This window comes from Psychrobacillus sp. FSL K6-1415, from assembly GCF_038003185.1.
GTDB classification, from domain to species: Bacteria; Bacillota; Bacilli; order Bacillales_A; family Planococcaceae; genus Psychrobacillus; species Psychrobacillus psychrodurans.
Genome location: NZ_JBBOOQ010000001.1, coordinates 534,786 through 558,788, shown reverse-complemented (window position 1 = coordinate 558,788; position 24,003 = coordinate 534,786). Strand labels below are relative to the sequence as shown.

23 protein-coding genes are annotated in these 24,003 nt (G+C 35.6%); 11 read left to right on the top strand and 12 right to left on the bottom strand.

Features of this window, described 5'->3' with window-relative positions; translation table 11 throughout:
• Positions 1-75 precede the first annotated feature (75 nt).
• From MKY60_RS02725 to MKY60_RS02700, 6 genes are all read left to right on the top strand, one after another.
• Positions 76-564: a TspO/MBR family protein gene (locus tag MKY60_RS02725; protein ID WP_093493592.1), complete on the top strand. Its 489-nt coding sequence runs from the start codon at positions 76-78 to the stop codon at positions 562-564.
• A 398-nt stretch (positions 565-962) separates the two neighbouring features.
• Positions 963-1,526: a helix-turn-helix domain-containing protein gene (locus tag MKY60_RS02720; protein ID WP_093493590.1), complete on the top strand. Its 564-nt coding sequence runs from the start codon at positions 963-965 to the stop codon at positions 1,524-1,526.
• Positions 1,527-1,737: 211 nt separating this feature from the next.
• A complete protein-coding gene (locus MKY60_RS02715; RefSeq protein WP_093493589.1) occupies positions 1,738-3,006 on the top strand; it encodes a hydroxymethylglutaryl-CoA reductase, degradative in 1,269 nt (422 codons plus the stop codon).
• Between the two features lies 1 nt (position 3,007).
• On the top strand, positions 3,008-3,454 hold the full coding sequence (locus tag MKY60_RS02710) for a hypothetical protein (protein WP_093493588.1): 447 nt from the start codon (positions 3,008-3,010) through the stop codon (positions 3,452-3,454).
• Positions 3,451-4,806 carry a tripartite tricarboxylate transporter permease gene (locus MKY60_RS02705; protein ID WP_241597322.1) on the top strand — a complete coding sequence of 452 codons (1,356 nt, stop codon included), beginning with the start codon at positions 3,451-3,453 and terminating at the stop codon, positions 4,804-4,806. The genes MKY60_RS02710 and MKY60_RS02705 overlap by 4 nt, the downstream gene beginning before the upstream one ends.
• Before the next feature lie 16 nt (positions 4,807-4,822).
• Positions 4,823-5,734, top strand: coding sequence for a hydroxymethylglutaryl-CoA lyase (locus tag MKY60_RS02700; RefSeq protein WP_241597323.1), 912 nt, complete (start codon positions 4,823-4,825; stop codon positions 5,732-5,734).
• 63 nt (positions 5,735-5,797) lie between these two features.
• Here MKY60_RS02700 and MKY60_RS02695 read toward each other — a convergent pair whose 3' ends face one another.
• Positions 5,798-6,748 (bottom strand): methyl-accepting chemotaxis protein, encoded by a 951-nt coding sequence (locus MKY60_RS02695; protein ID WP_093493582.1) that lies wholly within the window; start codon positions 6,746-6,748, stop codon positions 5,798-5,800.
• A gap of 263 nt (positions 6,749-7,011) precedes the next feature.
• On the opposite strand from MKY60_RS02695, the gene MKY60_RS02690 reads away from it, so the two are divergent.
• On the top strand, positions 7,012-10,740 hold the full coding sequence (locus tag MKY60_RS02690) for a DUF6359 domain-containing protein (protein ID WP_241597326.1): 3,729 nt from the start codon (positions 7,012-7,014) through the stop codon (positions 10,738-10,740).
• Positions 10,741-11,045: 305 nt separating this feature from the next.
• Here the strand turns inward: MKY60_RS02690 and MKY60_RS02685 are convergent, their stop codons facing one another.
• From MKY60_RS02685 to MKY60_RS02660, 6 genes are all read right to left on the bottom strand, one after another.
• Entirely contained in the window at positions 11,046-11,891 is an 846-nt protein-coding gene (locus tag MKY60_RS02685; RefSeq protein ID WP_093493581.1) for a DUF1028 domain-containing protein, read from the bottom strand.
• A gap of 99 nt (positions 11,892-11,990) precedes the next feature.
• Entirely contained in the window at positions 11,991-12,848 is an 858-nt protein-coding gene (locus MKY60_RS02680) for an MBL fold metallo-hydrolase (protein WP_340928488.1), read from the bottom strand.
• Positions 12,849-12,983: 135 nt separating this feature from the next.
• Positions 12,984-13,904, bottom strand: a complete 921-nt coding sequence (locus MKY60_RS02675; RefSeq protein WP_090564783.1) for an exonuclease domain-containing protein — start codon at positions 13,902-13,904, stop codon at positions 12,984-12,986.
• Between the two features lie 99 nt (positions 13,905-14,003).
• Positions 14,004-14,843, bottom strand: a complete 840-nt coding sequence (locus tag MKY60_RS02670) for a general stress protein (RefSeq protein ID WP_093493575.1) — start codon at positions 14,841-14,843, stop codon at positions 14,004-14,006.
• Between the two features lie 856 nt (positions 14,844-15,699).
• On the bottom strand, positions 15,700-16,137 hold the full coding sequence (locus MKY60_RS02665) for a YusW family protein (RefSeq protein ID WP_340928487.1): 438 nt from the start codon (positions 16,135-16,137) through the stop codon (positions 15,700-15,702).
• 75 nt (positions 16,138-16,212) lie between these two features.
• Positions 16,213-16,437: a hypothetical protein gene (locus MKY60_RS02660; protein ID WP_090564790.1), complete on the bottom strand. Its 225-nt coding sequence runs from the start codon at positions 16,435-16,437 to the stop codon at positions 16,213-16,215.
• Between the two features lie 134 nt (positions 16,438-16,571).
• On the opposite strand from MKY60_RS02660, the gene MKY60_RS02655 reads away from it, so the two are divergent.
• Complete coding sequence (locus tag MKY60_RS02655; protein ID WP_093493572.1) at positions 16,572-16,766, top strand: hypothetical protein; 195 nt, start codon at positions 16,572-16,574, stop codon at positions 16,764-16,766.
• Positions 16,767-16,845: 79 nt separating this feature from the next.
• On the opposite strand, the gene MKY60_RS02650 is transcribed toward MKY60_RS02655, so the two are convergent.
• The gene (locus tag MKY60_RS02650) at positions 16,846-17,832 is read right to left on the bottom strand and encodes a YecA family protein (RefSeq protein WP_093493570.1); all 987 of its coding nucleotides are present in this window, start codon (positions 17,830-17,832) and stop codon (positions 16,846-16,848) included.
• Between the two features lie 249 nt (positions 17,833-18,081).
• On the opposite strand from MKY60_RS02650, the gene MKY60_RS02645 reads away from it, so the two are divergent.
• From MKY60_RS02645 to MKY60_RS02635, 3 genes are all read left to right on the top strand, one after another.
• Positions 18,082-19,188 (top strand): hypothetical protein, encoded by a 1,107-nt coding sequence (locus MKY60_RS02645; RefSeq protein ID WP_093493568.1) that lies wholly within the window; start codon positions 18,082-18,084, stop codon positions 19,186-19,188.
• 317 nt (positions 19,189-19,505) lie between these two features.
• Positions 19,506-19,937: a hypothetical protein gene (locus MKY60_RS02640; protein ID WP_090564797.1), complete on the top strand. Its 432-nt coding sequence runs from the start codon at positions 19,506-19,508 to the stop codon at positions 19,935-19,937.
• 226 nt (positions 19,938-20,163) lie between these two features.
• Entirely contained in the window at positions 20,164-20,319 is a 156-nt protein-coding gene (locus tag MKY60_RS02635) for a YfhD family protein (protein WP_139219666.1), read from the top strand.
• Between the two features lie 66 nt (positions 20,320-20,385).
• Here the strand turns inward: MKY60_RS02635 and ptsP are convergent, their stop codons facing one another.
• Genes ptsP through MKY60_RS02615 form a run of 4 tightly spaced genes read right to left on the bottom strand, consistent with a single transcriptional unit; the run spans position 20,386 to position 23,998 of the window.
• On the bottom strand, positions 20,386-22,104 hold the full coding sequence (gene ptsP / locus MKY60_RS02630; protein WP_340878897.1) for a phosphoenolpyruvate--protein phosphotransferase: 1,719 nt from the start codon (positions 22,102-22,104) through the stop codon (positions 20,386-20,388).
• Positions 22,104-22,370 (bottom strand): phosphocarrier protein HPr, encoded by a 267-nt coding sequence (locus MKY60_RS02625; protein ID WP_090564801.1) that lies wholly within the window; start codon positions 22,368-22,370, stop codon positions 22,104-22,106. Before MKY60_RS02625 ends, ptsP begins: the two co-directional genes overlap by 1 nt.
• 25 nt (positions 22,371-22,395) lie before the next feature.
• Positions 22,396-23,559 carry a mannitol-1-phosphate 5-dehydrogenase gene (locus MKY60_RS02620; RefSeq protein ID WP_241597342.1) on the bottom strand — a complete coding sequence of 388 codons (1,164 nt, stop codon included), beginning with the start codon at positions 23,557-23,559 and terminating at the stop codon, positions 22,396-22,398.
• A 1-nt stretch (position 23,560) separates the two neighbouring features.
• A complete protein-coding gene (locus tag MKY60_RS02615) occupies positions 23,561-23,998 on the bottom strand; it encodes a PTS sugar transporter subunit IIA (RefSeq protein WP_093493562.1) in 438 nt (145 codons plus the stop codon).
• Between the last annotated feature and the right edge of the window lie 5 nt (positions 23,999-24,003).

Below are 24,003 nucleotides of genomic sequence, written 5' to 3'. Positions count from 1 at the left end.
ATCTACTTTGATAAAACTAGATTATTTTGAATGGTTTAGGGAATGGAATAACAAATAGAACAAGGAGGCTGTAAAATGGAATTGCTACAAGTAAATGGTCGTATAAATAAAAAAAAATTAGCACTTAGTATTCTTATACCAGTGATTGGAGGCTCAATTACTGGTTGGATTGCTAATAAAAATGCACAGGAGAAATACAAAAAACTAAAACAGCCATCATTCTCACCCCCTGGCGCTGTCTTTCCTATCGTTTGGACCACACTCTACACGACAATGGGAATTGCTAAATACCGTGTAGATCAAAAAAAGAAGGACTCTCCAGTTGCTGTTCCCTTGTATGACCTACAATTGGGTTTGAATTTTTTATGGTCCTTTCTATTTTTCCGATGGGGATTACGTGGAACTGCGCTTGTAGAAATTACCCTTATGCTAGCATGCATTACATTAACGGCATACGAATTTCAACAAGTAGATAAAACAGCCGGAGCACTAATGGTTCCATATGTTGGATGGGTTGCTTTTGCATTGGGCCTTAATTATGCCGTTTGGAAATTGAATAAATGAGTGCTTAAGACAGGCTATTTCATTTCTCCGATTTCCGCTGGAGTCACCGTCTGCTGCTCCAACGGGAACGACTTTTTTTAAAAAAGAACAATAAATTTCGATATTAATTAAATGTTTGTTTTTAAAATAAAACATGTAATTATTTATGAAATTGACTCCATTAATTTTGGTAAAACAATTTATAAGCTACAGGAGTGGAATTCAGCTAACATTCGGGTTTCCAATCCTTTTCTCCATCTTAAAATTTGGGTTGAAGCTCCTTTTAAATATTACTAAGGGAATCCTTGCTATGTTGTTTTCTTTTTTCATATGAACTTGCTTTGAAAGAATTACAAATGAGAAAAATTAATGTATTATATGATTATTAATCGCAAGCATACTTTTAGGAGGAGAGCCCAATTTATCTTCAACATAATATCGGTAAAAAAGTTAAGGAAGCTAGGTTAAGCAAGAATTTTACTCAACAAGATCTAGCTGAAAGATGTAATCTTACAAAAAGTCATATTTCAAAAATAGAAAATGGACAAGCTGCACCCGCTGTAGCGACTCTATCAAAAATAGCACATGAGTTGGATACTCCTTTGTCATGGTTTTTGGAATCCAATCTTCAAAATAAATTATCAATAGTTAAAAGCAATGAAAAAAAATTAAAAATCGGAAATAAAGAGATTGGATATACTTACGAGGCACTTGCCAATCGTCCCCGTTTCAGTAAAGTAGAGCCAGTTATAGTAACCGTCCTACCTGAAGCTGAGTATGTAGAACCATTTACTCATGTGGAAGACGAGTTTATTTATATTCTTAACGGATCTATCAATCTTTATTATGATGGTGAGCTGCATTATTTAGAACAAGGTGATAGCGCCTATTTCGAAGGAAATATACCACATATTTTTCTTTCAGCAGATAAGAACAAAGAAGCAACAGTGTTGACTTTTTTTATACAAAATAATCCCCTTTAATTCGTATCATATCGAAGGAACCAACCGTATTTTTCTCCTTCTCTGCCATTCCTAATCTTCATTAATAATTATTAAGCTAATATTTAAAGAGATTTCATTTTCTGAATAGATTTTAAATTTGGTATTTACAAGTAATAATTATTAATGTATTTTTGTGTAATAGCATTCAACTAGGTTGAATGCTATTACACAAAAATAAGGGGTGTATATTATGTCAAATACAAGAGTTCCAGGATTTTATCGTTTATCACCTAAAGAAAGATTTGATATTGTAACAGAGGGACGCAACCTAACAGATGATCAATTAAAGTATTTATCTGGGGAGTATCCACTTTCGATGGATTTAGCAGATTCAATGATAGAAAACGTTATTGGTCAGATTGGAATTCCACTAGGGATTGCAACCAATTTTAAAATTAACGGAAAAGATATGTTTATTCCTATGGCAACAGAAGAACCTTCTGTTGTAGCAGCCGCTAGTAATGCAGCAAAAGCAAGCTATGAACACGGTGGTTTTTTCACATCAATAAGCGGAACCATCATGCGTGGACAAATTCAAGTTTTAAATGTAGCAGATCCATATGCTGCAAAAGCTAAGATTTTTGAGCATAAAGAAGAAATTTTAGCTTATTGTAATGAGAAAGATCCAACATTAGTTTCATTAGGCGGAGGAGCTAAGGATTTAGAGGTTCATATCATTCCAACAAACTCTCAAATAATGTTAGTTATTCATCTAATTGTTGATACAAAAGATGCAATGGGTGCAAATGCTGTAAATACGATGGCAGAAGCAGTTTCCCCTACTATCGAGACAATTACTGGTGGTAAAGTTGTATTAAAAATTATATCTAATTTAGCTGACCGTAGATTAGTTCGTGCAAGAGCTACTTTTTCTACAGATGCATTTGGTGGCAAAGAGGTTGTCGATAACATTGTAAGCGCTTTCGAATTTGCCGATTATGATCCTTATCGAGCTACTACCCACAACAAGGGTATAATGAATGGAATTTCTGCTGTAGTTTTAGCAACTGGGAACGATACTCGTGCTGTAGAGGCAGGAGCACATGCCTATGCATCTATATCTGGTCAATATAAGTCTTTAACAAAATGGGAAATAAATGCAGATGGTAATTTATCAGGTTCTATTGAGCTACCGATGGCTGTTGGAATTGTTGGTGGAGCCACGAAAACACATCCTGTTGCACAAGGCGCTCTTAAAATTATGGGAGTAAATTCTGCTGAGGAGCTTGCAGGTTGTATAGCAGCGGCAGGATTGGCGCAGAATGCGGCTGCCTTAAGGGCCTTATCAGCTGAAGGTATCCAAAGAGGCCACATGTCATTACATGCCAGAAACTTAGCAGTAATGGCAGGAGCAAAAAAGGAAGATATAGATAGAATCGTCGCACAAGCAGTCAAAGAGAAAGACCTTAGGTATGACCGTATCTTAGAAATAACTAAAGCAATTCGAAGAGGTGAATAGGATGGTAAATAACAAGAAATCATCAGCTACTAGTTTGAATGAGAACAAAAAAACGTATTTAGAAATACTTGGAGATACCATCCTACCAAATCAATTGCTTCTAGCGGTTTTATTAAGCGTAGGAATTAGTTTAGGAGGGTATAATATTGGTCTTTGGTTGCTTCCTGCTATCGCAAGTGAAAGTATGGTTGCTTCATACTCATTGTTAATCGGAATTTTAGGAAGTGTTATCTCTTTAGTTCTTTGTTCCATTCTATTTAAACCAAAAAGAATATTAGTCGAAGAGGAAACCTCGTCTGAAAGCATGAGACAAGTTTTCGAAGATTTACAACTGGATCCTCAAGAAGAATTAGAACTAATCGAGAATGACCCTATTACTAAAAAAGAACTGGAAGAACTAGGAGTTTTAAATAGTTTTCGGGCACTTGGAGAGGAGCAAAAGAAATGAGTTTACTAGTCACAGCTATTTTATTTGCATTACTTGGTGCTATTGTCTTTTCTTTAATAGGATTAATATCTGGTACTGATGAGACTGCAATTATGGTCCCTCTTACTTTGTTAGTAATTCTATTAGGTGCTCCTCCTGCTGCTGTATTTTCATTTTTCATGGCAGCTGTTCTAGCAAAACATCTTACACATGCAGTTCCAACTGCATTAATGGGTATTCCCGGGGATACTACTGCTGTACCATTAATAGATCATGCAACTACTTTAAGAAGAATGGGTATGCCCCATATTGCCCTGAGAAAGATGATTTCTGGTGGGATTATAGGCGCATTTATCGCCCTACCAACCGCTGTTCTGTTAGGTCAATTTTTAGGACAATTTGCCGACTTTTTCAAGTCATCAACAGGAATAATTTTTACACTTGCTGCAATTTTAATCGCCTTTTTCTCTAAAGGTAAATGGGTGAGTGTTTTAATGATTATTCCATTTGCATTCTTTATTAAAAGTTTAGATTTTATGAGTTTTAGTATATTAGATAAGCATTTATCAATCAGTTTTTTCTTAGGAATTGCGATAGGTCCGATTTTCTGTGATCTTCTATTTGCCACTTCCTCTAGTGCTAAAAAGACAATTGAAAGAGATAAGCCTAAAGAATATCATCTAGCACCAGAAACTAAATCATGGAAGGGATACTTCCCGAATCCCTTGAAGATTTTAACTGGTCGACAACAAATATTCACTTCTATTACTACGTTTATATCTTCTCTTACTTTTGTTTTTAGTCCTGTAGGTATGACATCTCTTATGGGTGAAATTGTCGGTTCCCGTACAAAAGGTGCTTATAAGAAGTCTACAACTAGTTTAGCAGTAATGAACGGGGTAACAGAGTCAACATATATTGCAGAGGTAATCATTCCATTAATAGCGTTTGGAATTCCACTAAGTCCTGTCGCTCTAGGTCCTGGTTCGCCATTATTTAATGCACCACCTGTTTTCACCGTAGATCCTATTAATAATCTGCATACCTATTTAACTTCATGGGAGTTTTTCCTTTACGGAGCAATAGGTCTTATTGTAGCTTCATTGATCGCTTACCCTTTCTCTATGAACTATGCAAGAAAAGCTTCTGTTCTCGTAATGAAACTTGTAAGTCAAGAAGCTATTGTTGCAATGTTCATCGGGCTTGCTTGTCTACTGGCTTACCATGAAGCACAACTTGTTGGTGTTGTACTTACATTCACAGTAGCAGCAGTTGGTGGTCTTTTAAATCGAATTCTTGGAATCGGGGCTGGTGTGCAATTTATGATTTTCTACGCTTCAACTTGGATTATGATGACCCTATTTGGAATTTAAGAAAGGAGTTTTTAATATGGTCGTACCTAGTTTTCCCGAAAAAGTATACATTAGAGAAGTAGGCCCACGTGATGGATTACAAAATGAGTCTAAATTTATTCAAACAGACGATAAAATTCAATGGATAGACCACTTATCTAATACAGGATTAAACTATATAGAAGTAACTTCTTTTGTAAATCCTACATGGATACCCGCACTTTCGGATGCAGATTATGTAACAAAACATATAAAGAAAAACCCCGATGTTACTTATGCCGCACTTATTCCAAATATAAAAGGATTATCCCGAGCATTGGAGAGTAGTATTGATGAGGTAGCTGTTTTCATATCTGCGAGTGAGTCTCATAATAAGAATAATATTAATAAAACAATTTCAGAAACTGAAATTGTTTTATCCGAGGTCGTTAAAGAAAGTATCTCTAATAAAAAAACAGTTCGAGGGTATATTTCAACTGTTTTTGGTTGCCCTTTTGAAGGACATATTGAAATTGATCAGGTAATTCGATTAGCAGATTCGTTGTTTGAAATGGGCATAAATGAATTATCATTAGGTGATACCATTGGAATAGCTAACCCATCTCAAGTAAAAAAAGTATTAGAGAAAGTTCTCAAACGATATTCTCCCGAAAGTATCGCTATGCATTTTCATAATACCCGTGGAACTGCTTTAGCAAATGTATTAGCTTCATTAGAAATGGGTATTTCTAAATTTGATAGCTCTTTAGGTGGGTTGGGTGGATGTCCATACGCTCCAGGAGCATCTGGTAATTTGGCAACGGATGACTTAAATTACATGCTTACAAATATGGGTATTGTAACAAACATAAATCCCGTCGAACTCAATAGAGCAGCACTTTTTATACAAGAAAAACTACAAAAACCTTTAGATAGTTATAGCGTAAAATACTATGAATCTCAACATTAGGTATTAAGTAATCAACTAACAAAATAAAAATACCAAGTATCAGCAGGCTGATACTTGGTATTTTTATTTGGATTGAAAGCCTTTTACTTTATCAACAGCTTCTAAAAGCTTTTCAGTAACTACTTCTGATTCATCGATATGATTCATCAGCACATCATTAGTTTCATCGAACAATGCAGTTGTCTTTTGGAATTTGTGTATAACATCTTCATTCGAAACTTTTTGATGCTTAATGAAATTTAATAGTTCATTTACCTCCCCTTGAACATTTGTAATAATGTTCAATAAGGAGTTTATTTGCTCGGATGTTTGAGAACTAGTTTTTATGCCTTCACTTACTAAGTTCATGTTGTTTATATTGTCTTCGTACGCTTTTGAAATTTGTTCTTGAATTTTTTGAGTTAGATCTGCAATGTCTGCGGTGCTCTCCTTCGTGCTTTCAGCAAGTTTCCGGACTTCATCTGCAACAACCGAAAATCCTTTCCCATGCTCTCCCGCTCTCGCAGCTTCAATCGATGCATTTAAGGCAAGTAAATTTGTTTGACTAGAAATATCGCTAATCACTTTTACAATTTCTTCAATCTGTTTTGACCGTTCACTTAATTGATTCATACTTGCAGATGTTTTTCTAGATTGATCCCCCAAGGTATCGATAAGATTTTCTACAGCGTGTACAGCTTCCCTACTATCTACGGATAATGTAACCATCTCATCTGATGAAGCGATTAGTGACTCTCCTTTGACCAGCGCTTCCTCTGAAATCTTATTTGAGTTTATCGTACTTTCTTCAACTCGTTTAAACTCTTTTAAGATTTCTCCAACCATTTTCCCTAAAATAGCGTGTTGATTGTTTACAATGTCATGTTGACCGATAGTAGATACTAATTCTTTATGTAAATCATTCAAGAAAATTTGAAACTCATTATCTTTTTTATCCAGCTTTGTGTTTAAATCATCTATCTTTTGTTTGAATTGTTCAATATCTTCTTTTTTCGATTTAAATGCTGTTAACATTTTGCTTCACTCCAAATTTTAAGATTACTTAAAAAATACGGTATATATATCTATCATACTACTAATGTAGGATAAAACAAATATTATTTCTGAATCTTTAGATTCAATTAAAAATAGATATATTTTCATAACAAATAATTTTCACCACTTACTTCCCACCTATTTTTATCGGAATATTTAAACTTTTACAACATTTACACAATCCTGTCATTTTCTTTTGCTATAATCTATTCGAAATATAAAATTCATAAGGAGTGGATAGAGTGTCAAAAGAGAGTATTTGGAACCATGCTTATAATAAGGTTATTGTTTCCTTCATATTAGTAGTTTCCATGTTCGTCCCATTTATAATTGAAACTAATGTTCAGGCTGCTGAACCAATTAGCGTGTCAGAAGCAATTACAAACAACACGGGTACAGCAACCGTACAGGGTTACATTGTTGGAACTGCTAACTCGGGATCTTCCTACGATCAAGAAGCCCCCTTTACAGTAGCTACAAATATTGGACTAGCAGATTCACCAAATGAGACAAATCCATCCAATATTTTACCGGTACAATTACCATCTGGTACAATTCGAACTACACTAAACTTAAAGGATAACCCACAAAATTTTAAAGCAGAAATAACGGTGACAGGCTCACTTGAGGCATACTTCTCTGTTCCCGGTCTAAAAAGTCCGACCGCATATACTATAATTTCTGATGGTGAAACTCCTCCCGAAACTCCTGAAGCAGAGAACATGGAAAACATTGCTGCTGCTCGAGCAGTTGAGGATGCAAACAAATTGATAAAAGTTACAGGAACTGTAACAACTGGGACAGGCTTTTGGGGTGGAAAAGCCTTTTACCTTCAAGATACTTCCGCTGGAATCTATGCGTTTACCTCTTCAGCTAATGTTAATCCCGGTGATGTTGTTGAACTAGAAGGTAAAGTTAGTCCATATAGCGGTGAATTACAGATTCAACCTACCAAAATAACAAAAATCTCCTCTGGCAATGAACTACCTGCCCAGCAAATCATTACACCAGCTGGAGTAAATGATGAAACACAGGGTGAAAGAATTCTATTAAAAAATGTTGAAATTACTAATTTAACTAAAACAAATGACTATGGAACATTCGAATTTACTGCAACACATGAAAACGGAGAGTCCGTTATAATTCGAAATGACAATCGTAATGGTCTAGATTATGATACATTCACGCAGCGTTATAAAGAAGGTGACATAGTTCAAGTTACAGGTATTTCTTCAATCTTCAACACGACCTACCAAGTTAAAACACTTGGTCTAGAGAGCTTTGACTTAGTAAATAAACCAGCTGTATACACAGATATTTTCCCTGGTACGGTATCAGAGGGAACACAAATTTCATTAATGTCACCAATTGAAGGTGTAGCAATATATTACACAATAGACGGCTCTACCCCAACTACAGATAGCACGTTATATACTGAACCAATTACCTTATTAGCTGACACAACGATTAAAGCAATCGCTGTAAGTGAAACTACCTCGGACGTATTTACTTTTACGTACAATATATTAAAAACAAACAATCTAACTATACGAGATATTCAAGGACAAGGTCACTTCTCTGACTACGATGGTACAACAGTTCAAAATATTACTGGCGTTGTTACTCATCTGTATAATTCAGCAAACTTTGTAATTCAAGATATTAATGCTGATGATGACAACACAACATCAGAAGCAATCATAGTCAACAAGGCTTCCAATGGTTTTGCAATTGGAGATTTAGTTACAGTAGCTGGAACCGTGGAAGAATGGTATTACGAGGGCTACTCAGATATGAAAGCAAATGATCTTCCCATTACTAGAATACGTGCCACTTCTGCTACTAAAACTGGAATAGCAGAATTACCTGCACCTTTAGTGATTGGAGAAGATATTTTCCCACCGACGGAAATCATTGATAATGATGATTTAACAACATTCAATCCATTAGAAGATGGAATAGATTTTTGGGAATCTATCGAATTAATGCGTTTGGCTGTACCAAATGCAAAAGTTATTGGACCTCAAGAATATGGTGAAATACCTGTAATTTCAGGGAATTCAACGAATACACAGTTCAATGTACTTGGGGGCGTAAATATTTCTGCTAATGACTATAATCCTGAAAGAATATTAGTATTAACAGGTAATGAAGCATATGATGCAAAATCTGGCGATTATTATACAGGAGATATCGTTGGTGTTATGGGATATGGTTTTGGTAATTTCAAGTTATGGACAGAGGAGGATAACCTTCCTCCAATCACTCGTATTGAAAAACCAACTGTAGTAACCGATATCGAACCTTCAAAAGATAAATTAACAGTAGCAGCATATAATGTTGAAAATTTCTCAACAAACACAAATAACACGCCAGATGAAAAAGTTGAGAAAATCGCAAAATCATTCGTGGAAAATATGAAATCTCCCGATATTATCACTCTTGTAGAAGTACAAGATAATGATGGACCGACTGCCTCTGGAAATACAGATGCATCAGCAAGCTATGAACGTTTAATCGCAGCAATTGAGGCTGCTGGTGGACCAACTTACGCTTGGACTGATATTGCACCCGAGTATGATCAAGATGGGGGACAACCAGGAGGAAACATTCGTGTTGGTTACCTTTATAACCCTGATCGTGTAACACTTACAGAAGGAACAAAAGGCAGTTCAACTGATAAAGTTGCCTGGGACAAAGTTGGTAATCTTACCCTGAACCCTGGTAGAGTTCTTGACTTACCCCAAAAGAACACACGTAAGCCATTAGCTGCACAATTCGAGTTCCAAGGAGAGAAAGTAGTCGTAATCGGTGCTCATTTAAATTCTAAAGGTGGGGATCAGCCTTTATTCGGTAAAAACCAACCTCCATTCCTTGGGTCAGAAGCAGAAAGAGTTGAACTAGCTACGATGATTAATAACTTCATCCAGGAAGGTTTAGAAAAGGATCCAGATTTAAATGTAATCGTTGCTGGAGATATGAATGATTTTGAATTCACACCGACTCTTGCTGCACTTAAAGGTGGAATTTTAACAAATATGGTAGAAAAAGTACCGGCAGATGAGCGTTTTTCTTATTACTACCAAGGGAACAACCAGGTACTTGACCATATTTTAGTAACAAATAATTTAGCCAATAAAACAACTGTCGATATGATTCATATCAATGCTAACTATATGGATATTCACGGTCGCGCTTCAGACCATGATCCTATTCTTATTCAACTAGATTTGAACGAACCAGATACTAAAACTCTTGACGCAAACAAAACAGCCATTGAGTTAGAAAAAGGTAAGCAGTCCAACATCAAACTTATTGAAACAACTACCAAACAGGATGGTACTACAACAACAAAGGATGTTACTTCCGAAGCTACTTATAGTGGCTTTAATAGTAAAGTTATTTCTGTAGACAAAGGGGTTATAACTGCCAAAGCCGCTGGGTTAACTACTATCAAGGCAGCATACGGCGGTAACTCTGTATCTATTAGTGTAACTGTCCAGTCTGTTAAAGATGGCGAAGCCGTTATTACAGAAGATGAAGTAGACACTTCTAAGAAGGTAATTATTGTGGATGGTTCAGTAATGCATAATGCGGGAGATGTGAATATTCGTTTTACAGAAGCTGCAACTACTAAGATTAATGCAGCAAAAAAAGATGTGGTTATCAAACTTATCAACGGGACATTCTTGATAACCGCTAAAAACTTTGATGTTCTTGCAGTAAGTGGACAATTCACCTTATATCTGGATTATCATATTCCACCGGGATTATTAAAGGAAAAAAACAAACACAAGATTAAAGACAATTTAAAACTAAAAGATATGGCTTTCTATGATAACAATAGGAAAACTATAACAAAAGGATTTTCTGATTACTTTACCATCACTACAGAAGGTAAAAAAGTTACAAAGGAAGTCGCATACTACGATCAAAAATCAAAGAAGTGGAAGTTTAAAAAGATTAAGTAATAATGAAGAAAAGAGACTGGGACAGAACCCCAAAACAGCATTTTTCTCTGTGAGAAAAATGCTGTTTTTTTTGCTGTGCACAAAATTGGTTTCCATTCCAGGGACGCTTTTCACAGGCGTGGCCTGAGCCTGTAGTCTCAGGCGTCACGCTATTCCCGTAGGAGTCGCCCCTCCATTCCAATCAATTTCATTAAATATCCATCATTTAATATAGCTTTCTCCTAATCCAATAAATTTCTACTTCTGTCCCAACCTCTTTCTATTTCACTAATGATTTCCCTCTACGTATCTGTTTTATTAACATTCTATTTATTAATACGCATATATTCTACAACCTTCTTATCGATAAACCCTCTCTCTTGAACTCTTTCATCAAAATTTTCAATGAGATGATAAGATTGGATAGCATCTAATAAATCATCTTTTTCTGTAAGATCTCGATCTAAAAAGCCATTTTCATATAACATGTTTTGAATCTCATCCGCTAACACACCATCAATAGAGACAATATCCTCTGGAGCTGTTCCTGAAAAATATAGTTGATGAAGTTTCAATAGTCTTCCTAATTCTTTAACTGGGTCGGTATGGTCATCCACTCTAAGGTCGATGTAACGATCAGTATACTCACCGTAACTTCCATTTTCTTTTACTACTAACAAAGCTGCAGATTGTTTCCCCCTGCTGTCTCCCCCTGCAATATCTCCAGCATATAACGCTGCCAATAATCGTTCTTCAAGTGGTCCATCCTGTTGTAAGAAAACTGATTTCATTGCATCCACTGTTTCCTGATTAACCAAGATATTTCCTTGAATCGCAAAGTTTTCTCCAGAGTGTCCTCCTGCCCATTCGAAACAGTCTTCACCCGTAAATGTAACACTGCGACCGACAGCATCTACAATTCCAACTTGTCGAGCACCTGACTTTTCATCATTTACAACTAATTCTTTAAGAACTTCTTCCGGTGACATACCACTTTGTAGCATGTCCAAGCCATCTATCCCATAATTTAAATTTGCCCACGACTGAGTTGCTATTGCTCCTACGCCAGCCTTGGCAAATGGTACGACTGCTCCAACACACAAAAACTTGGACGCAACAGCTATACCTAATTCCTTTGTATGTGGATCGAAACCAACGATAGAAAATGTCATATGTACTCTCCTTTCAGTTAATATATTTACATTTTAACTTTTTATTCTGATAATTAAAAGAAGATCCCGTCATTTTTGGATGAATGGGATCTTGAACTTTTACTGTATTTTTTTATTTACATATTTCCCATGACTAGGTAAGGCAATCGAGTCAAATTCAGTCACTAGTAAATGCAAATTACTTGTAAGTAAATCTCCTGTCATAGGTAAGCCATGTCCTGTAATCGCGACTTTTGGTTTTAGTTCGACAAGTTTATTCACCGATTCCCTAGCCGCTTCCCAATCAGGAGTAAGATATCTTGGCGGACCACTTATTTCCTGCTCCTGTGTGAACACTTTATATAAGTATTCTTGCTTTACAGTAACAAATGCATCTCCAACTATTAATACCCCATCCTCTTTTCTAAATAATGAAATATGGCCAGGTGTGTGACCAGGTGTATGAATCCATTGAAAATCAGACATAAAAGGAACTGCTCCATCTGCAGGCAATACCTCTATGTGATTACCCAAATTTATGGGATCAACAGGAAATATAAAAGACATTTTGGCAACTGATCCACCTTCTACGGTTGGATCAGGCTTAGGATAGCTTTCTTTGCCAGTTAAAAATGGCAATTCCGCCTCATGAGCATATACTGGAATTTCCCACTTTTTTACTAACTCAATTATTGCTCCAACATGATCAAAATGGCCATGAGTTAATATAATGGCTTTGGGTTTCTTATCTACTCCAAAACGCTCTTCAACTACTGAAATAATTTCTTCTGCTGAGTAAGGCATACCTGCATCTACCAACACAAAGTCATTTGAATTAGGAATGCCTACTAAACAAATATTGACGATTTGTATAGTATGACAAAAAATGTCTGGAAGAATCTCCAAGCCTATTCCACTTCCTACTGAAGTTGCTGGTATATATTTATAATCGTCACCGTAAGATATTGAATTGTCCAAGATGATTCACCCTTTCCTTAACTATTAATAGGATTTCACCGGGATAACTTATTTATACAATTTCTCAGTTATTAAAAAGAAATGCGTTATTATCATTTAATGATCGTAACTATTGTTCATTAATCCCTATCTTTATCAAAATGGATATCGAACTAACCTTAAAAAATCTTGCTCTCCAACGATTTCAATTGGAAGTCCTTGTTGAATCATGCCTTCTACCTTTTGCATTTTAGAGCTTTTGATGCCTTGTAGGTACTTGGCTAAATCATTATCCCCTACGACTAAGTAATTTGTTTGATGATCCACTGTTCCCTTACAAACCGCCCCACAATTCACTGCAAGTTGCGCTGCTTTCGATCTAGTCATCGCAAGCATTCTTCCCGTGAAAACAATTTGGGCTCCATAAAACGGATGTTTGGAATTTAGCTCTGTACTTTCAGGTTTCAAATATTCAATAGTCAAATCTGCTTTACCATTACGTTGAGAAGATGGTTGTTTCTTAGTTTGAATCGATGGATTTATTTTTACATTATGTAGTTTTGCCAGTTGTTGAACTGTATTTGTTTTGGTTTTCTGCATCGCTTCTATCGTAATAATAGCAGCTGCACGGGCATCCTCTAAAGCATCATGATGTCTTAAGCTAATACCTAAATAATTCGCTACCGTTGATAACTTATGATTGTAAAGTTGTGGCCAAACTTTTTTGGCAATTCGATAAGAGCACCCGTACTCAAAATTTGGTGAGGGTTCATGAAATTGACGTAAGGATTCCTGTAATACACCCATATCAAAACTAGCATTATGTGCAACGACAACTTGATCTTTAATTAGATTTTTCATATCTGGCCAGAATTCTTCGAAGGTTGGTGCACCATGTACCATATATTCAGTAATTCCATGAATTTTTGTATTATAATAATGAAATTCACTTAAAGGATTTATTAAGGAATGTATTTCTTTATATATTTTCCCGTTCTTAACTTGTACAATCCCTACTGAACAAACACTTGAACGTAGGCTATTAGCTGTTTCAAAATCGATAGCTATAAAGTCCATTATAAGTCACCTCATGTTGTTGGATTAAAACTCATTATCTCATAATAGAATACAAAGAAGAACCTCTCCAAAAAGAGAGGTTCTATAGTTAGGTGTGATTTAGTATAGTCGATTAGTTGGAGGGATATCATCAAGTTTCCTTTGATAGTCCAACTTTTCTTCATATTGATCATGAGAAAGTCTTTCTTCTTCCTCATTTACAGTGTCACTTCCATATGCTGCAGGACCTAGATTCGGATCAGCTCCTGGAGATTGCGTGCCATATGATTTCCCTTCATTCGTAACAGTTTCATCAACAATCGGTCGAGAATCTCTAACTACTCTATCTTCTTGCATAGAGTGGCCTATATGATCCTCTTCTCTAGCTAAGTGTGGATCCGTCGCAAAGGTCTCTCCACGTGCGAAGCGATCCTGAGGTTCATCAAAGCGACTATCTGTTTCATTTACAAATTCATTATTAGATGGTTTAAATCCTTGCTCTTTGGCATAATCACTAATCGGGTCTTCGTTTTCCATAAAACGATTTTGTACTACCTCTGTACCTACTGTATCCGTATACTCTTGCTCAAATTCATTTTCATGGGTACCGTACATTGGCTCGTCGTTTAGCGTGAGAACATCTGTATATAGGACGATACTTCCTCCCGCTACTTCTCCCGCATACCTTGTTCTTTCCTCTTCACTTAAATCTAACTTTCGTAATCCTTCTGCTACTGCATTTTCTCCAGTAAACCAAGATTTGAACTTATCTATAAATGTACCAGCCTCATGGGTAGACACTTCTGAATGACGACTAAGTGCATTTAAATGTACATTTTCAGTTGAAATGACATGTATATCGCTTTCTGCATAACCCTGATTTTGTAGGCCTTCCAATTTTTCATACATTTCTTCTTCCGTACGAGCAATTTCAATTCGTCTATTCGATTCAATGTTCATGGTATTGCCTCCTCAAAATTAGTCTTATTCTGTATGTACCCCCCTTAAGATGGAAACTAAACACAATGTGACCATTGTTAATCACTTTGTAATGAAACAGTAATTATTCTACTATTAGAATCATAGCTTTATATTTATAGATTCTAAGAAAACCAAGTAAAAAACGCCTGAACTAAGGTGTGCTTTGGACAGGTTTGTTGATGGATTTTTACCGATTGACTATTTGGAGATACTGTCTGTCGCTCAGCTTTTAGAAACAGGTTAGTGCTTTATCGGAACTAGGGAAAAGATGCTTTTCTATTTATAAAGGAAGCCCCTGAAGTTACAATTTCGGGTGCTCACTTTCCTGCTACTTTTTGTCATATGCTTTTTAACTAGTTGAGGAGATTTAATATGTAATGCCTTTTTATTTTGCATGATCATATATCGTTCAATGTACCAGGAACACTGAATTTTATTTGTGCTCTCAAGAGGCATTACATCTTTACCTCATGAATGATTCAACTCTATTTTAGCTTTATTTGCTCCAATCTATTATTTACTTGCTCCCAACTGCAGCTTACTTGCGGTCGTATAGGATTTACTTGCTCGAAGCCAATATTTACTTGCGGACTATTACCATTTACTTGTGTAGTGGATAACATTACCAAATAACTTCACTAATTCTCTACCTAAATGTGTAGATCGAATGACTAAAAGTTACTTTCTACTCAGTGTCTATAGATAACCCTACATTTATTAGAAATCTTAATTGATTGAAGCGGAAACAAGAACACCGCCTCTATCCAGAGAAACTTATATAAGATATAAAAAACCTTAAGAAACAGCTTTCATTGTCTCTCAAGGTTTTAATCTTCTATTTCCTATCATTAAATTCTTGTGTGTCTCCGTCAGAGAACTCTACTTCTAGCTCGAACTCTGTATACTCCTCTACTCCAAATGCTTGAGTAACTTTTTCAATCACTTCTTCCTTGCTCATATCTTTAGTTAGAGCAATTTCCTTAAAAATAGGCTCCAACTCTGTGTAAGCATCGTTTCCAGAAAGATTATTCGATTCTAATTGGTTAACGTACTCAGCCTCTGTTTCTGATATATCAATATCAAAAGAAGCGTCAATTGCATCCTTTTGATCTGCCGTATCTACATCCAGTTCAAATGACTGAAAACCAAATTCACTTTGAGCAGTCTCTTTATCGGGCGCTTCGCTCACTTCTTCCTTATCTCCACAAGCTCCTAATAATAGGAAAGATGAGATAACCACACTTCCAAGTAATGGATACTTCCTTATTTTCATTTCGAAAATCCTCCTGTCTACTATATCAATTAAATTATCACCAATGTTTAGCGAAAATAAACAACTCAAAAGCACTTATCCTGGATAACGCTCTTCACTAGCAGAAGTAGACTTAGTATTTCGCTTATCTTTTTCATCTTTCACTTTTTCATTTAATTCTTCTACTGGGATAGGATCAACTGTCTTCATATCTTCATCTTTATCAAAAATACTTTCCTTTTCTGTATTTAATAAATCAGGATTGTCCATAATACGACCCGAAATATCTTGTTTTTCTTTATCCTTTGAATGCTTTTTCATAGTTACCACTCTCCTTAGTATGTTTTAAATTGTTTATCCTTTTTTTCGATTACTAAACATTGGCCAAATGTTTGTTTAACATCAATAAATGTGGGAAAACAATTCATAACAAAAAAATTTAGGAGGAAACTATTATGAATAAAAATAAAATGGCACTAACTGCACTAGGTCTTGGAGCTGCATTTTTAATGAGAAATAAGGGATCAAGGGATAAACTAGCAAAGCAATTTAGTAGCTTTAAAAATACTCCTATTCGTGGAACGAAAGCAGATAAAACATACAGTAACTCATCAAAAGGCAAAGGGATTTTAAGTGGAATATTTAATTAGTACTTGCCTTGAATTCCATTATTAATAGTTAAAGGTCACCACTTATAAAAATAATAAGTGGTGACCTTTTATACATAAACTATTTTCCTTTGTAATACTCCGTTATTTCATTGTAGTACTTATTTAGAGAGGAAGTGGAAACCTCAAAAGTCTCTGCAATTTCTTTTATAGTCATATTAAAAGGTTCAAACAACCCATTTTCTTGACCAAATCGAATGGCTCCAGCAGCAATTGCCACTTCCTTACGTGCATTCGGTTGTTGCTCCACTAAATAATCTTCTACAATTTCTATAAACTTACCATATTCACGATTATTTTTCTCTAAGAAATCTATCGCTACTTGTAATACTCCGACTTCAAAGTGTGTATACTCTCCACCCTCATAGCCATTTTCTCCAAGCAATTTCCATAAGGTTGCTCCCGTATCCTTTAAAAAGGCCGAAGCTGATAGAGTATCTTGCTTTTCAAATTGTTTTTCTATTTTATCAAAGACTTCTTGATGATCAACTGGGAAGAAAACTAAACTTGAAATAGCTAAATAATGATTTTCTTTGTTAGTGCCATCTGGCAAGATAAAACAGTATACATGGACTCCTACTGGCACTGGCTTATCACTTTCTCGTCTAAGCATAATGCTCTCTTTGGTGAGTATATGAGAAACCGTCATATAGTTCTCATCCACCTCTGCTACTTTACCAACAAACACCACCGGATTATCCCATTGGCTCAAAACACTTAGTGTAGATGGACGCACCATCTTCTTCTTTTGCTTTTCTATATAGCCTAACCATATCTGCTGTTTATAATGGAAAAAGAACTCATCCATTACGATGGCTTCAATCATTTCTAAATCTAAATAGTCGCCAATCGTTTTGCTCCAAGCACGCACAAGGTTCGCATATTCTTCCATATCCTTACGCTCTGGATAGTGGTCATAAAAAGATTGCAATAATCGTTCCAATTCCTCCGTTTGTACCTCTTCTATAGAATCAGTCTGCCTTGACTCGCAGCACTTTTTGTATTTTTTTCCACTACCACATGGACAAGGATCATTTCGACCTACCATACTTAACACTTCCTTCTCTTTTGGTAAGTGCTTATTTTAACATGAAAGTAGGAAGAATTTAAGATTAAGTAAAAAATAGTAACATGACGGCAAATAAATATATTTAAACACTATTAAATAAGTAAACAATTTACCGTTTTATGGATGTATAACCATCAATATTATCTAGTATTTAACAATATAATAACATATTCTTATTAAGGCTTATAAAATACTATTTTATAAGACTTACATTTTAGGAGAATACATATGAAAAAATTATTATCTTATGGATTGATAGCGGGAATTATTAGCGCAAATATATTCATACCTATTACAAATGCTGAGGCAGCTTCTATTTCAAAAGCAGAATCTCTAGTTAAAGTAGCGGAGGAACATGCAGGTGCATTGAAATGGCAAATTTCGTATGAACTGACTAAGGACATTAAATACCCTGATATGAAAATTTTCAACTTAACTAAAAATGCTTATTTAAATGCAAAAAGCGAATTAGAAAAAGTAAACGTTAAGGATAAGGTGAAGTTAGAAAAACGATTAGAAGATAATGCTGGTATTCATTATAAAAGAGCAATGGGATATATCGATGCGATTACTTCTGGAAAGAAAATAGTAGAAAAGGCAAATGAATTTAATGCTCTATATTCTAAAAATCCAACATCTGATGTAACGGAGAAAAGTTACCATAACTTATCTAGTGAAATACGAAAACAAGCAATTTTACTTTACCGTGTTTACGGAAAGTCTACTAGAGATGCCATTTTAACTCAGTTTAAAACTCCGGGTGAAAAAGCTCTTCAATCATCTAAAAACGTAATTACGGCGAAAATGCATATAGACAAGTTAGATCAATTAATCATGGAAAAATCCAACCAAAAATTAGTGGAAGAACAGGTTAATACGTTTTTTGACTCACTAGATACTATCAAAGATGAGGCAATTATAGAAGATCTATATGAAGCATATTATCAAAGTATTCGCAAAGATGAGAACTTCCTTAAGCAAGAAAACGAAATTAAGGAGTTTTTCCAAAAGGCTGATGAATATGCAAATGCTGAAAATCTAGAGGCAACTATCGGTTTATATAGTGAAGAATTCCCTGGCTATGCTACGCTGTCAGAAACAATAGAAGCAACATTTAAAGACTTCGATGTTCGATTCGAAACACTTAATTTTGACGTTCAATATATTCTGAATAACAGCGCTTTAGTTATACAACATCAAAAATCCACAATTGATGACAAAAATACAATTGAAACCACTATAGCCTATCTTTTAGAAAAAAATGAAGCTGGTGAATGGAAATTCTTTGATGTATTAGAAGAGTCTGATGAATCAGATCTTCCAGAAGTAGAATAATACTTATTATTGCAGTAATTCTCGGTCTACTATCGAGGATTACTGCATTTTTTATACTTTATAACAAAACAATCATAAATTCAGACCCTATCTATATATAGTCAATTACTTTATTACACATCCACTTTTCTTTCCACATCCAGAATCTAGAAATAATCTGTCAAAAAGCATCACGCAAACTTAGCTTTGCGAAAAAAAGTCCATTTTTTAGCGTTAAATCACTATAAATTAAGTAAATATTCCAAAACGGAAGATATCGACTACAAATTAGGGTATACTTAACATAGGAGTCTGTAAATGTTGAGGAGGTATGGAATATGTCAGTCGCTAGTGAAGCGTCTCAAGTGAACTTAGATTTTCTTATTAATGATTTAGGTCTCAAGCAAGTGTCGAATACAGCCTTGTTCCGCAAAGGGAATATTTTAGTTCTTTCGCCATCTGTTCAAAACAAATCGAATACGTTCGAGTTAGGTGAATCCCTAATGAAAAAATTCAATCCTGAAACAGATGAAGGTTACCTATTAATTCGTATAAAAGAAAAATTTTTAATGGCTAAGCTGCACCCTTTTCAACGCAAAATGATGACAAAAGATACGGAAAAGAGTACAAAAAGTAAACCATCCTTTTGGAAATTCAATGTAATAGAGTCCATCATTCCACGTATAGAAAACAGTGGTGATCGAGAGTTAACCTACAAAATTCAAGCCCCTACTAAAAAACAGCTTACCACCTTTTTTAATAAAAAGTAAAAATGCTCAAGTACGTGGAATGTTTATGCCATGTACTTGAGCATTTTTTTAGATAATAGATGATATGAATATTGAGTTCATCGGACTGGCAAGTATGAGCCCTCGTGGATAAATTAAGTAGCTCCTTCAACCTCTTACACATCTTACATATAATTCAGCTTATCCCGTTTAAATGAGTTGAAATTAGCCATATTAAGTTTGAACGAATAAAGGGAAGGAGATTTATATGGGGAGAGACAATAAGCAAGGAAGAAGTAACAACAAAGATTCACTACCTCAAACGCCAAAAAATCTAAAAATCAAACCAGGCGACATCCGAGAAGAATTTGCCAAAGAATTTGAAGAACTAGAAAAAGCTACTCCTAAAGCAAAAAAAAAATAAGCTTCATGAATAAGCCCGCTCTTATCAACTGAGTGGGTTTTCATGAAGCTTTTAATCTAAGAGCTATTAAACTCCTAAAGTTTCTTTTACATATTGCTTAACTTGCTCCGATGTCTGCATAGACAGGGCTTTATCCGCAAGCTGTTTCATCTCCATTTGCGTCAGCTGATTGATCTGATTTCTCGCTTTTAGCATTGAAGGAGCACTCATAGAGAACTCATCTAACCCTAAACCTATTAATAATGGAATAGCTATAGAATCTCCTGCCATTTCTCCACACATTCCTGCCCACTTTCCATTGGCATGTGCAGCATCGATTACCATTTTAACTAATCGTAAAATAGCTGGATGATAAGGCTGATATAAATAGGCAACTGATTCGTTCATTCTATCTGCCGCCATTGTATATTGGATTAGATCATTTGTTCCAACACTGAAAAAGTCCACTTCTTTTGCGAATTGATCAGCTAATACAGCGGTCGAAGGAATTTCTACCATAATACCGACTTCTATATGATCTGATACTAGTGTGCCTTCCTGCTGAAGCTTTTCTTTTTCTTCTAAAAGTAATTGTTTTGCCTCTCTGAATTCCTCTAGAGTTGCAATCATTGGGAACATTATTTTAAGATTCCCAAAGTTACTTGCGCGTAGTAAAGCGCGAAGTTGAGTTCTGAATATTGTTTGTTCCTCTAAGCATAGTCGAATTGCTCTGAAGCCAAGGAATGGATTCATTTCTTCTGGAAGATTTAAATATGGAAGCTGCTTGTCTCCTCCAATATCCAATGTACGAACAACTACAGGTTTATCATCCATCTGTTCAAGCACTTGCTTATATGCTTGGAACTGCTCTTCCTCTGTTGGTAAAGAATCTCGTTCCATATACAGAAACTCTGTACGATATAGCCCGACTCCTTCTCCACCGTTTTCAAGAACACTTTCTATGTCCTTTGGAGTTCCGATGTTTGCTGCTACTTCCACATGTATTCCATCTAATGTGATCGTTTGCTTATTTTTTAGCAACAATAGTTCTTGTTTCTCTACTTCTTGCTGATTTCTTTTCGTGACATAGCTCTCAATAACATCCTTGGAAGGGTTTATAATTACTTCACCATTATCTCCGTCCACAACGATAAAATCACCTTGTTTAATAGCAGATGTAGCATTTTTTGTACCAACAACCGCAGGAATTTCTAATGAACGGGCCATAATAGCAGAATGTGACGTGCGTCCACCCATATCCGTTGTAAATCCTTTAGCGAATGCTCTATTCAATTGAGCCGTATCTGAGGGTGCTAAATCTTTGGAGATGATTATAACTTCTTCATCTATCAACCCAATATTCGGTACTTCCACGCCAAGAAGTCTTGCTATTACTCGCTTCGTTACATCTCGAATATCAGCTGCCCGCTCACGCATATACTCGTTATCAAGCTGTTCAAACATGACAACTAATGTATCTGCAGTTTCTTGCAAAGCAGCCTCTGCATTTACTGCTTCGTCATTTATTTTGCCTTCTACGGTGCCTATTAATTCAGGGTCACTAAGAACAAGTAAATGTGCATCAAAAATCGCAGCGTTTTCCGCGCCTAAGTCAATTTCAGCACGGTCACGAATCTTTTGCAGTTCTAACTTAGCAGCGTTTACTGCCTCATGGAATCGAGTAACCTCTTCTTCCTTATTAGAAACTGTACTTTTTGAAATAGTTAAATCTGGTTCTATCATCAAAAAAGCTTTACCAATGGCTATACCACTGGAAGCTGCAATTCCTATTAAATTTTCTGTCATCACTCAATTATCCCTTCAGATTTAAGAAAGCTTTCGATTGACTCCAACGCTTCTTGTTGGTCAGTTCCCTCAGCAAATATAGAAATACTAGCTCCTTGCCCTACACCTAGAGACATAACACCAAGAATTGATTTTAGGTTAACTTTTTTCCCTTTATACTCCATGGAAATGTCTGAAACGAATTTTGATGCAATTTGTACAAGTCCCGTCGCCGGTCTTGCGTGAATTCCTGATTCTGCTACAACTGTGTAAGTGTGGTTTGTCATAATAATCTTCTCCCTTGAATTGGTTTTATTTTATTTTGCTTATAGCCATTCTATCATATTGCTCATGAATCAGCTCAAATAGATCTGTACCAGGCTTTAAACTAGTCGTTTCTTCTATTGCAAATTGAATTCCTTTTTGTTCAATCATAGTTTGTATTTCATTTGCTTCTGGATCCTCTTTGAAGTCATAATGTAAAGCTGCTGCTATCCCTTTTACTAAGTATAAAGGATTCTCGTTGAACATTTCTACATATTTGGTCGCCGGACGGACAAGTCGATCATTGTTTTTAAGCTTACGCATAGGTGAACGCCCAACTCTCGTTGTATCATCTGAAATATATGGGTTAGCAAAACGATTTATGATTTTTTGTACATATTCAGCATGCTCTTTTTCATTAAAAGAGTAGGTTGTAGTAAGGTATCTTCCTGTTTCCTGCAATACTCGCTCTATCATTTCTCTTATTTCCATATTCTCAAGGGCTTCATGCATATTGCGAATTCCAGCTAAATAACCAAAGTAAGCAACAACAGCATGCCCCGTGTTAACAGTGAACAATTTACGTTCAATAAACGGCTCCAAATTCTGTACAAATGTAACTCCTTGAATTGGTGGATTGGTTCCCTTTATCTCTGATTCATCCACTACCCACTCATAAAATGGCTCAACTACTACTGCTAATTTATCGGCATTAGTTTGATTTGGGACAATTCGATCTACTGCCGCATTTGGAAAGCTGAAATGCGTGTTGAATTGGATTTTTTCATCCATTGTTAGCTCTTCTAATACTTTTTCCTTTAGGAATGTACTGCCACCAATCATATTTTCACAAGCAATAATAGTTAAAGGCTTTTTCGATTGTGTCAGCCGTTTTTTCAATCCCTTTGCTATTAATCCTGATATTAAAGGAAGTATATTAGCTCCTACTGCAGCAGTTACAATATCCGCATTCGCTACCGCATTAATGACAGATTCAGGATTCTTTATACTATTAATTGCATGAACATTCTCAACGAGGAACTCTTTCTGAGATTCCTCAGCAAACTTAACAGTATATTGCTTCTTCTCGTTCAATAAATTAACAATTTCTTCATTGACATCGACAAAACAGGTCTTATATCCAGACTGATGCAACAATAAACCGATAAATCCCCTTCCGATATTTCCAGCTCCAAAATGAACAGCATTCATATTAGTTCACTCCTTCAAAAAAGGCAAGTACGTCCTTTGGTGAAGTTGCATTAACTATCTTTTCTACATTTTCTACTTCAGAAACAGTAATTGCAATATTAGAAAGAATGTCCAAGTGATCATCACCCTTGCCAGCAATACCAAAAATTAGTTTTACTATATTTCCATCTCCAAAATCTACACCGGCTGGAACTTGAATAATAGTGATACCTGATTCTTTCACTTCTTTTTTGGCATCATCTGTCCCATGTGGAATTGCAACAAAGTTTCCCATAAACGTAGATGTCATCTCTTCTCTTTCTAACATTTTTTCTATATAACCAGACTCCACATAACCTTTATCTACTAACATTTGACCCGCTAAACGGATTGCCTCTTCCTTTGTAGCTAATTGTTGACTTAGTAAAATATTTTCTGCTGCTAAAATTGGTAATGCCATTGTAA